A 9229-nucleotide genomic window follows, 5' to 3' on the forward strand; every position below is an offset into this window, starting at 1 on the left:
GAATAGTATAGTCATTAAACCTCTATAAGTTCATAGGAGGATTCTATCTTAATTATAGATTATAATGTTGATATTGAGTATATTAAAAAATTAGTTATGAATCATGAATCGTTAATTATTATTTTCGTAATTTTGCACTCAAAAAAGAGAATGAATACACCTATTCATATTCCAACAATGGCAGAGCTCAGTGCTCAGGGAGTGCAACCAGAAATTCTCTTTTGGGTAGGTTGTGCGGGGAGTTTTGATGAACGTGCTCGCCGTGTTACCAAAGCCTTTGCTAAAATACTCTGCAAGGCGGAAGTTTCCTTTGCCGTATTAGGATCAGAAGAAGGTTGTACTGGAGATCCTGCCAAAAGAGCTGGAAATGAATTTCTTTTTCAAATGCAGGCGCTGACTAATATAGAAACACTTAATAATTATGGAATTACTAAGATAGTAACTGCTTGTCCACATTGTTTCAATACTTTACGTAATGAATATCCCTCATTAGGGGGAAAGTATGAAGTACTTCATCACACTCAATTGCTTAAGCAACTTCTGGAAGAAGGTCGTTTGAGGGTGGAAGGAGGTATATTCAAGGGAAAGCGTATTACCTTTCATGATCCTTGTTATTTAGGAAGGGGGAACGGAGAGTATGAAGCTCCACGGGCACTTCTTGAGAAGTTAGAAGCTGAGATTGTAGAGATGAAGAAGAATAGAGCTCATTCTTTCTGTTGTGGGGCAGGAGGAGCTCAGATGTTCAAGGAGGCGGAGAAAGGAACTGCTGAAATTAATAATGTACGTGCAGAACAGGCTTTGCAGGTATGTCCTGAAATTATTGTTACAGCTTGCCCTTTTTGTAATACAATGCTTACCGATGGAGTGAAAAATCAACAAAAAACGATAGTGCCTGTGATGGATATAGCTTTGCTGATAGAACAAGCAGAAGATTTATAGATGATTTATGAAATTGTATGGGAAGTAAAAATAAGCTAAAACGATTTAAAGAGAATGAAACTTTTGCCAATGTAATACAACCCAACAGGGAGGAGGTGATTGCTGGAAAATTTCCATTAAGGGGCTCTTGGGCAAGAGATTTTTTTAAAAATGAGCACCCTATAGTTTTGGAATTGGGGTGTGGCAAAGGGGAATATACAGTGAATTTAGCGCAACGAAATCCTTGTAAGAACTTTATAGGGGTAGATATAAAGGGAGCACGCTTTTGGAGGGGAGCCAAAACAGCTTTGGAGGTAGGTATTACCAATGCAGCTTTCCTTCGGACACAAATTGAACTTATTGATATGCTTTTTGCTCCTAATGAGGTTTCCGAAATATGGATTACCTTTCCAGATCCTCAGATAAAGTATAAGCGTACCAAACATAGGCTTACCAATGAGGAGTTTTTGGAGAGATATAAAAGAATCCTTTCTCCTCAGGGGGTAATTCATCTAAAAACGGATAGTGAATATTTACACGGATATACCTTAGGACTTCTTCATGGACTGGGGCAAGAGGTACTTTATGCCAACCATCATATCTACCGAAATGAAGGGGCTCCTGCTGAAGTATTAGCTATACAAACTACCTATGAAAAACAATATCTTTCGCAGGGAAAACCGATTACTTACATCTGTTTTCGGTTAAAGTAAAAAGTGTAGGGTGCCTCAGAAAGAAGGGCACCCTTTTCTATAGGGTCTATCCTTTGGCATCAGCTAAGAATTTTTCCAAGCCAATATCGGTAAGTGGGTGCTTGAGAAGTCCTAAGATGGCTGAGAGAGGGGCTGTAATTACGTCAGCTCCAATCTTAGCACATTCTATAATATGCATGGTATGGCGCACAGAAGCTGCAAGTATTTGGGTGTTATAGCCATAATTATCATAGATAAGGCGAATGTCAGCAATCAGACCTAATCCATCAGTGGAGATATCGTCCAAACGTCCAATAAAAGGAGAAACATAAGTGGCTCCTGCCTTGGCTGCTAAAAGAGCCTGTCCAGCAGAGAAAACTAAGGTACAGTTAGTACGAATTCCTTTCTGTGAAAAGTAGCGAATAGCCCGAATTCCATCCTTTATCATAGGTACTTTTACTACGATCTGAGGATGAAGGTTTGCAAGGATTTCTCCTTCTCGGATAATTCCTTCGTAATCGGTAGCGATTACTTCAGCGGAGACATCTCCTTGAACAATATGACAAATATCCTTGTAATGTTTCTGGATATTTGCCTCTCCGCGAATACCTTCTTTCGCCATTAAGGAAGGGTTGGTTGTAACGCCATCCAATACTCCTAAGTGTTCAGCCTCTTGAATCTGTGCCAGATTGGCAGTGTCTATAAAGAATTTCATTGTTATAATTTTTTGACAAAGGTACTACTTTCTTTTGGATTTTCCTCCCTATGAGATAAAAATATTTTGAATGTCCTTTTATTCAATGGAATACATAATGAGAAAAAAATTTGGTAGTTTTGTAAAAAATATATACCTTTGTCTTGTCAAAGGAAGTACTCTTTTGATATAAAAAAGAAATCATAAAAATACTTTCATGCCATGGAATATCGTATAGAAAAAGACACAATGGGAGAGGTAAAGGTTCCCTCAGATAAGCTATGGGGAGCACAGACAGAACGCTCTCGCAATAATTTTAAAATAGGAGCTCCTGCCTCCATGCCTAAAGAGGTGATATATGGATTTGCCTATCTAAAAAAAGCTGCTGCTTACGCTAATTGTGAATTAGGGGTTCTCTCTCAAGAGAAACGTGACCTTATTGCAAAAGTGTGTGATGAGATTCTAGAAAAGAAGTTGGATGACCAGTTTCCTTTGGTTATTTGGCAAACAGGCTCAGGCACACAGTCCAATATGAATGTGAATGAAGTGATTGCTAACCGAGCTCAACAGCTTGTAGGAAGAAAAATAGGGGAAGGAGAGAAAATCCTTTTGCCTAATGATGATGTGAATAAGTCACAATCCTCTAATGATACTTTTCCTACAGGAATGCATATCGCAGCTTATAAAATGGTGACGGAATGTACCCTGCCTGGTCTTGAGAAGTTAAAAGAAACCCTACAGAGGAAATCACAGGACTTCAAGGATGTGGTCAAGATAGGACGTACTCACCTGATGGACGCAACACCTCTTACTTTAGGACAGGAATTCTCTGGTTATGCTTCTCAGGTAGAACATGGCATTAAAGCATTAAAAAACACACTGGCACACCTTAGTGAACTAGCATTAGGTGGGACTGCTGTAGGAACAGGTATTAATACCCCTCAAGGATATGATGTATTGGTTGCCAAATATATCGCTCAGTTTACAGGGCTTCCTTTTGTAACAGCACATAATAAGTTTGAAGCTCTTGCTGCGCATGATGCTATGGTGGAATCCCATGGGGCACTTAAGCAAATCGCTGTTTCCTTGAACAAGATTGCCAATGATATTCGTCTGTTGGCATCAGGACCTCGCAGTGGTATTGGAGAGATTTTGATTCCTGCCAATGAACCTGGTAGCTCTATTATGCCAGGAAAGGTGAACCCAACCCAGTGTGAGGCAGTAACTATGGTAGCTGCCCAAGTTATGGGAAATGATGTGGCTATCAGTGTAGGGGCTACTCAGGGACACTATGAGCTTAATGTATTCAAGCCTGTGATTTGTGCCAACTTCTTACAATCCGCACGACTTATAGGAGATGCTTGTGTGAGTTTTGAGCAACATTGTGTATCAGGTATTGAACCTAACTACCCACGCATTAAGGAATTGGTGAACAAAAGTCTTATGCTTGTTACAGCGCTTAATACAAAGATAGGCTATTATAAGGCTGCTGAAATAGCCAATACAGCCCATAAGAATGGTACTACTCTCCGCGAAGAAGCCATCCGATTGGGCTATGTAACTCCTGAGGAGTTTGATGCTTGGGTAAGACCAGAGGATATGGTAGGAAGCCTTAAAAAATAATAAGTAATTAAATATATTTAATAAATATGGCAAGTACAGCTGATATTAAAAAAGGATTGTGCATTCGTTTCAATCATGACATTTACAAAATCATCGAATTTCTTCATGTAAAACCAGGCAAAGGTCCTGCCTTTGTAAGAACCAAACTAAAGAGTGTAACCACAGGAAAGACTATTGATAATACTTTCTCAGCAGGACATAAAATAGATGATGTGCGGGTGGAAACACGTTCTTTCCAGTACCTCTACCCAGAGGCAGATGAGTTGGTATTTATGGATGTGGAGGACTTCAACCAGGTACATATTCGTCGTGATATGCTGGATTACCCCGATTTGCTAAAAGAAGGAGAAGTAGTAATGATTATCTTCAATGCAGAAGATGAAACTCCTCTCTCTGTAGAAATGCCTGCTAATGTAATTCTTACAGTAACACATGTGGAACCTGGAGTAAAAGGAAATACAGCAACTAATGCAACAAAACCTGCTACGGTGGAAACAGGAGCTATCGTAAATGTGCCTCTCTTTATCAATGAAGGAGACCGTATTAAGGTAGAGACTGAAAAAGGAACTTATGTGGAGAGAATGAAGGATTAAATTTTTTATAGCTTAATATATTTTTATTAGAAAACCTTTGAACTACTGTTCAAAGGTTTTCCTTTTTATTTTAAAAATAGAGCCATCTTTTCTTCTTCTTTCTGGCGCATTTCTTGGGATTGCTCAGGAGTTTTGTCCTTGTAACCGCACAGGTGCAAAATACCATGAGCCATGACTCTGAGGAGTTCTGTAGGCAAATCTACACCATATTCTTGTGCATTTTCTTTTACTCTTTCTACTGAGATGTAAATATCACTTGAGAGAGTGTTATCCTTTCCATAATCAAAGGTAATGATGTCAGTCAGGGTATCATGTTGCAGATAATCTACATTGATCTTGTGTAGATATTCATCATTACAGAAGATGTAATTAATATCTCCTTCCTTTTTGCGTTCTGAGGCTATGATTAGTTGCACCCAACGCTGGTAGTCCGCTTCCTCATTCGGTAATTCAAAAGGAAGTTCATAAAAGAAATGTATCATAAAAGTAAATTAGATTTTTTCAAAAGCAAAAATATAAAAAAAGTAGGAAAACAAAATAGTTTATTTTTCTAAAATGGTGATTATTTTTTTTAATATATCTTGGTTAGAAATAGTTGTTATAGATTTTTCATATCCTTTAGGGTATTTATTTCCAAAGACAGAGGTGGGAATTAAAGGAAAAAGCTCTCTGCTGGCAAGCAGGCAATACTCTTGAGGTTGCCCGTAAGGAGCAAAACCTGTATACGGATGAGTTACCCCCCATAAGGTAAGGGTGGGGATTCCGTACATGGCAGCCAAATGGGCATTTCCACTGTCCATAGCAAGCATTAGGCTCAGGTGTGCTATCAGGGAGAGTTCTTTTTCAAAGGAAAAGCGACCTATTATATTCTCTATATTCTCAAGAGAGGGGAGGGAGGCTACCAATTCTTTTTCCCGATTACCTCCTCCAAAGATGAAGATCTTCCCTAAAGGATATCTTTCAGCGAGCGCTATAATAACCTCCTTCATTTGATCAAAAGGATATTCCTTTCCCTTGTGAGTAGCGAAAGGAGCAATTCCTATATTTATAGTGCTGGATAGCAGATTTTTTATCTCTTGAGAAAGAGGAGGTTTAGGGGCAAAATAAGGAGAATCCAAAGAAAGAGGAAACCCTAATGCTTTAAAAACGTCAGCATAACGCTTATAAGTGGGTAATAAGGGGGAGAAAACCTTCTTCTTAGCTCTGGTAAGGGCTCTTTTCTCCTTCCTACCTTTGTTAATCTGCTTGAAGGGGATAGGGGTAAAGGAAAAAAAGAACTTTAGTATATTTGTTCTTAATACATTATGCAAGTCAGCAACTCCTTGTATTTGTCTGTTTCTAAGTTCTTTGAAAAGGTGATAGAGCCCCTTTACTCCTTTGTGTTTTCCTTTTACCTCTATGGGGAATAAGGTAGTATGTGGTAAGTGAGCGAACATAGGGGCAAAGAGCGGACGAGTAAGGATAGTCAGTTGTACTTTGGGGTATTGTTCCGAGAAGGCGGTAAGTACAGGGACACTAATAGCCACATCGCCCATAGCAGAGAGCCGTATCACCAGTAAGTGCTTTATTTCCTTATTCTTCATAGGACTACTTTATTTCAACTAAGATAGGGCAGTGATCGCTATGTTTGGCTTCAGGTAGGATAGCTGCTCTTACTATACGGCTTTCCAAGGGCTGAGCCACTAAACAATAATCAATGCGCCACCCCTTATTATTAGCTCTTGCATTGGCACGATAGCTCCACCAAGAATAGTTATGAGGCTCTTTGTTAAAAAAACGAAAGCTATCAATAAAGCCACTTTTGAGAAAATCATCTAACCACTTACGTTCCACAGGAAGAAAACCAGATACGTTAGCATTACGGATAGGGTCATGAATATCAATAGCTTCATGACAAATATTATAATCTCCACAGATGACAAGGTTAGGGTGTACCTTCTTAAGTGTATTAATGTACTTTTGGAAATCCGCCATGAACTGTAGCTTATGATCAAGGCGGTCAATATTGGTGCCTGAGGGAAGGTATAGGCTCATGATAGAGAGATCCCCATACTCAGCACGGAGAATACGTCCTTCCTTATCCATATAGTCAATACCTGTACCTATTTCCACATGTTCAGGTTCTTTTTTAGAGAGGATAGCCACACCACTATAACCCTTTTTTTCTGCAGAATGAAAATAATGGTAGCGGTAACCCGCCTCCTCTAAGGCAAGGAGGTCTATTTGGCTCTCTAAGGCTTTTATCTCCTGCAAGCATATTACATCAGGACTTGCGGCAGAAAGCCATTGGACAAATCCTTTACTCATAGCAGCACGAATGCCATTGACATTGTAAGAAAATATCTTCATAATGTTTAATCAAATAAAGTGCAAAAATACTAAAAATAATTGATTAATTAGCATGTCAGCACACCAGCGAGTGGACAAATCATCAGATTAGCTAAAAATCTTAAAATACTTTTTTCTTTTCTTGGAAAATTGTATTTTTGCCCCCACAACAGGATATATAGTACATAAAACAAGACAATCATGGCGAAGATTAAATACTATTATGACTCTGAAACACTGTCCTTTAAGCAAATAAGTAACCGAAAGAGACGGCTCAAACATATTTTCTTCTTTTTTCTTTCTTCTTTTCTTTTCGCATTGATATTTGTAGTGATTCTCTACAATATTAATATTATGCAAACCCCTAAGGAGCTTTCTCTCAGAAGAGAACTTAAGGAGAATGAAACACAATATGCCATTTTGAATAAGAAAATGCAACAGATGGAGGAAGTTCTTGAAAATATTGCGGATAGGGATAATAATCTTTATCGTACCTATTTTGAAATGTCTCCTATTCCGGAGGAACAACGTAAGAGTGGTTTCGGAGGGGTTAACCGATATGAATATTTGGAGAAATTTAGTAATTCAGCTTTGCTTATTGATATGACTAAGCGCTTGGAATCTTTACAAAAACAATTGGCAGTACAATCCAAATCCTTGGATGACATAGCTGCCCTTGCTAAAGAAAAAGAAAAACTCCTACTTTCCTTACCAGCTATCCAACCTGTACAGAACAAAGATCTTAAGCGCATGGCTTCAGGCTATGGTTTCCGTACCGACCCTTTTACCAAGGTTAGAAAATTCCACTACGGAATGGATTTCTCAGCTCCTTCAGGGACTCCTGTATATGCCACAGGGGATGGTACAGTCTCCCGTGCCGATAGTAATTCTTCAGGTTATGGTGAACATATCCGTATAGACCATGGTTATGGCTATGAGACTATCTATGCACACTTAAGCCAATATAATGTGCGACCAGGACAAAAAGTAAAGCGAGGGGATGTAATAGGCTATGTGGGAAGTACAGGACGTTCTGAAGCTCCTCACTTACATTATGAAGTGAAAAAGAATGGAGAACACCTTAATCCGATTAACTTCTATTATGGGAGCTTATCGGCTGAAGAATATGCAGAAATGTTAAAACAATCTACACAAGGCAACCAATCATTAGACTAATGGAAACTCCTTTTACTAAGTATTATGCTTCTATAGGAGAACTTGCTAAGGCTTTTGGAGTAGCCACTTCCAAGATCCGCTTCTGGGAAAAGGAATTTGATATTCTTTCCCCCAAAAAGAATCCTCACGGCACACGACGATATACACAGAAGGATATAGAGAATTTTCGCTTAGTATATCACCTGGTAGAGGAGCAGGGATATACTTTAGAGGGGGCTAAGGCAAAGATCAAAGAAAAACCTAAAGAACTTCTATCTACCTTGCAACTTATTGAAAAACTTAATAAGGTAAAAGAAGCCTTATTAGCTATTAAGAATGAGTTATAGCATATCCTTCTCAAGAGGAGTTACTAAGGCATGTGGCTGTATGACAAACCGTTTGCCCGTGGAGACTTCTGTGCACTCATAGCGCTTAATTTTCTTACTGCCTTTTTTGAACACACGTCCGTCATCACTGCAAAATAAGCTACCTGTGGGGAGTTCGAACACATAATATTTTACACGTTCCTCATGGTCATATTGGCGCATGGCTAAGGTTAAATGCACATCAGTATCACTGCTTGCTGAAGGGTTTTGGAAGTGGATCACAAGGTAAGAGAGAAGTTCTGTAGGGAATATCTCAGGACGCAAAAAAGGCTTCATCAGAGCTTGATAGGTGCTCTTCCATTCATTGCCATGAGGCTTTATCTGCTTTCCGTATTTCTCGGTAGCCACCAAGTGTGCAATCTCATGGATTAGAGTCATCAGAAAGCGATATTTGTTCAGGTTGGCATTAATGGTAATCTTATGCTGTCCATTGGATAACTGTTGATAATCCCCATGCCGGCTTTGTCGCTCATTAACAATCTTTAGATAAATTCCCAAACGCTTAATCAGTTCAAAACAAGGAATCACCGATTCTTTAGGTAAGTATTTGTATAAAATGGCTTCCATAATGAGTGCAAAAATAAGAAAAATTATAAACTTTTTCTTCATAAAGTAAAAAAATGTTATCTTCTTCCCATAAAAATAAGAAATTGAGTTTTGCGAAAAGAATTTTTTAGGAGTAATGGCTTTCTATAGTCTTGCTATTTTCCTCTTGTGGAAAGAATGATGATTCTTCTGGGGACATTACAGGTATCTGGCACTGTGTAAGTTCCGTTAGTAAGTTAAATTTTTGGGTATAGATTTCGAGTAAGGTTTTGTTGTTCTGAATATTGCCCCCGG

11 protein-coding genes are annotated in these 9229 nt (G+C 38.8%); 6 read left to right on the forward strand and 5 right to left on the reverse strand.

Annotated elements, in window-relative coordinates; translation table 11 throughout:
* The first annotated feature begins 150 nt into the window (after positions 1-150).
* Complete coding sequence (locus tag VJJ03_RS08880) at positions 151-939, forward strand: (Fe-S)-binding protein (protein ID WP_323975091.1); 789 nt, start codon at positions 151-153, stop codon at positions 937-939.
* Positions 940-956: 17 nt separating this feature from the next.
* Positions 957-1631, forward strand: a complete 675-nt coding sequence (trmB, locus tag VJJ03_RS08885) for a tRNA (guanosine(46)-N7)-methyltransferase TrmB (RefSeq protein WP_323975093.1) — start codon at positions 957-959, stop codon at positions 1629-1631.
* 46 nt (positions 1632-1677) lie between these two features.
* Here trmB and fsa read toward each other — a convergent pair whose 3' ends face one another.
* Positions 1678-2325 carry a fructose-6-phosphate aldolase gene (fsa, locus tag VJJ03_RS08890; RefSeq protein ID WP_009746076.1) on the reverse strand — a complete coding sequence of 216 codons (648 nt, stop codon included), beginning with the start codon at positions 2323-2325 and terminating at the stop codon, positions 1678-1680.
* 201 nt (positions 2326-2526) lie between these two features.
* Here fsa and fumC point away from each other — a divergent pair, with 201 nt between their 5' ends.
* Together fumC and efp are read left to right on the forward strand one after the other, a co-directional pair.
* Positions 2527-3927, forward strand: coding sequence for a class II fumarate hydratase (gene fumC, locus VJJ03_RS08895; RefSeq protein WP_009746075.1), 1401 nt, complete (start codon positions 2527-2529; stop codon positions 3925-3927).
* Positions 3928-3953: 26 nt separating this feature from the next.
* Positions 3954-4520, forward strand: coding sequence for an elongation factor P (gene efp, locus VJJ03_RS08900; protein WP_009746074.1), 567 nt, complete (start codon positions 3954-3956; stop codon positions 4518-4520).
* A gap of 65 nt (positions 4521-4585) precedes the next feature.
* On the opposite strand, the gene ybeY is transcribed toward efp, so the two are convergent.
* The 3 genes from ybeY to VJJ03_RS08915 are packed head-to-tail and all read right to left on the reverse strand — an operon-like array spanning position 4586 to position 6869.
* The gene (ybeY, locus tag VJJ03_RS08905; RefSeq protein WP_009746073.1) at positions 4586-5002 is read right to left on the reverse strand and encodes an rRNA maturation RNase YbeY; all 417 of its coding nucleotides are present in this window, start codon (positions 5000-5002) and stop codon (positions 4586-4588) included.
* Between the two features lie 60 nt (positions 5003-5062).
* Complete coding sequence (locus VJJ03_RS08910; protein WP_323975096.1) at positions 5063-6103, reverse strand: glycosyltransferase family 9 protein; 1041 nt, start codon at positions 6101-6103, stop codon at positions 5063-5065.
* 4 nt (positions 6104-6107) lie between these two features.
* Positions 6108-6869: an exodeoxyribonuclease III gene (locus VJJ03_RS08915; RefSeq protein ID WP_009746071.1), complete on the reverse strand. Its 762-nt coding sequence runs from the start codon at positions 6867-6869 to the stop codon at positions 6108-6110.
* Between the two features lie 180 nt (positions 6870-7049).
* Between VJJ03_RS08915 and VJJ03_RS08920 the strand changes: the two genes are divergently transcribed.
* Positions 7050-8024, forward strand: a complete 975-nt coding sequence (locus VJJ03_RS08920; protein ID WP_009746070.1) for a M23 family metallopeptidase — start codon at positions 7050-7052, stop codon at positions 8022-8024.
* Positions 8024-8350, forward strand: a complete 327-nt coding sequence (locus tag VJJ03_RS08925) for a MerR family transcriptional regulator (protein WP_009746069.1) — start codon at positions 8024-8026, stop codon at positions 8348-8350. Before VJJ03_RS08920 ends, VJJ03_RS08925 begins: the two co-directional genes overlap by 1 nt.
* On the opposite strand, the gene VJJ03_RS08930 is transcribed toward VJJ03_RS08925, so the two are convergent.
* On the reverse strand, positions 8345-8956 hold the full coding sequence (locus VJJ03_RS08930; RefSeq protein WP_040358451.1) for a SprT-like domain-containing protein: 612 nt from the start codon (positions 8954-8956) through the stop codon (positions 8345-8347). The genes VJJ03_RS08925 and VJJ03_RS08930 overlap by 6 nt on opposite strands.
* Positions 8957-9229 lie beyond the last annotated feature (273 nt).

It is taken from the genome of Capnocytophaga sp. G2 (genome assembly GCF_035282625.1).
In the GTDB taxonomy this organism is placed as follows: Bacteria; Bacteroidota; Bacteroidia; order Flavobacteriales; family Flavobacteriaceae; genus Capnocytophaga.

Coding starts and splice junctions, on each gene's coding strand:
- VJJ03_RS08930 (WP_040358451.1), bottom strand. CDS start 8,956: ATGGAAGCCATTTTATACAAATACTTACCTAAAGAATCGGTGATTCCT.
- fumC (WP_009746075.1), top strand. CDS start 2,527: ATGGAATATCGTATAGAAAAAGACACAATGGGAGAGGTAAAGGTTCCC.
- VJJ03_RS08925 (WP_009746069.1), top strand. CDS start 8,024: ATGGAAACTCCTTTTACTAAGTATTATGCTTCTATAGGAGAACTTGCT.
- VJJ03_RS08880 (WP_323975091.1), top strand. CDS start 151: ATGAATACACCTATTCATATTCCAACAATGGCAGAGCTCAGTGCTCAG.
- trmB (WP_323975093.1), top strand. CDS start 957: ATGGGAAGTAAAAATAAGCTAAAACGATTTAAAGAGAATGAAACTTTT.
- VJJ03_RS08915 (WP_009746071.1), bottom strand. CDS start 6,869: ATGAAGATATTTTCTTACAATGTCAATGGCATTCGTGCTGCTATGAGT.
- ybeY (WP_009746073.1), bottom strand. CDS start 5,002: ATGATACATTTCTTTTATGAACTTCCTTTTGAATTACCGAATGAGGAA.
- efp (WP_009746074.1), top strand. CDS start 3,954: ATGGCAAGTACAGCTGATATTAAAAAAGGATTGTGCATTCGTTTCAAT.
- fsa (WP_009746076.1), bottom strand. CDS start 2,325: ATGAAATTCTTTATAGACACTGCCAATCTGGCACAGATTCAAGAGGCT.
- VJJ03_RS08920 (WP_009746070.1), top strand. CDS start 7,050: ATGGCGAAGATTAAATACTATTATGACTCTGAAACACTGTCCTTTAAG.
- VJJ03_RS08910 (WP_323975096.1), bottom strand. CDS start 6,103: ATGAAGAATAAGGAAATAAAGCACTTACTGGTGATACGGCTCTCTGCT.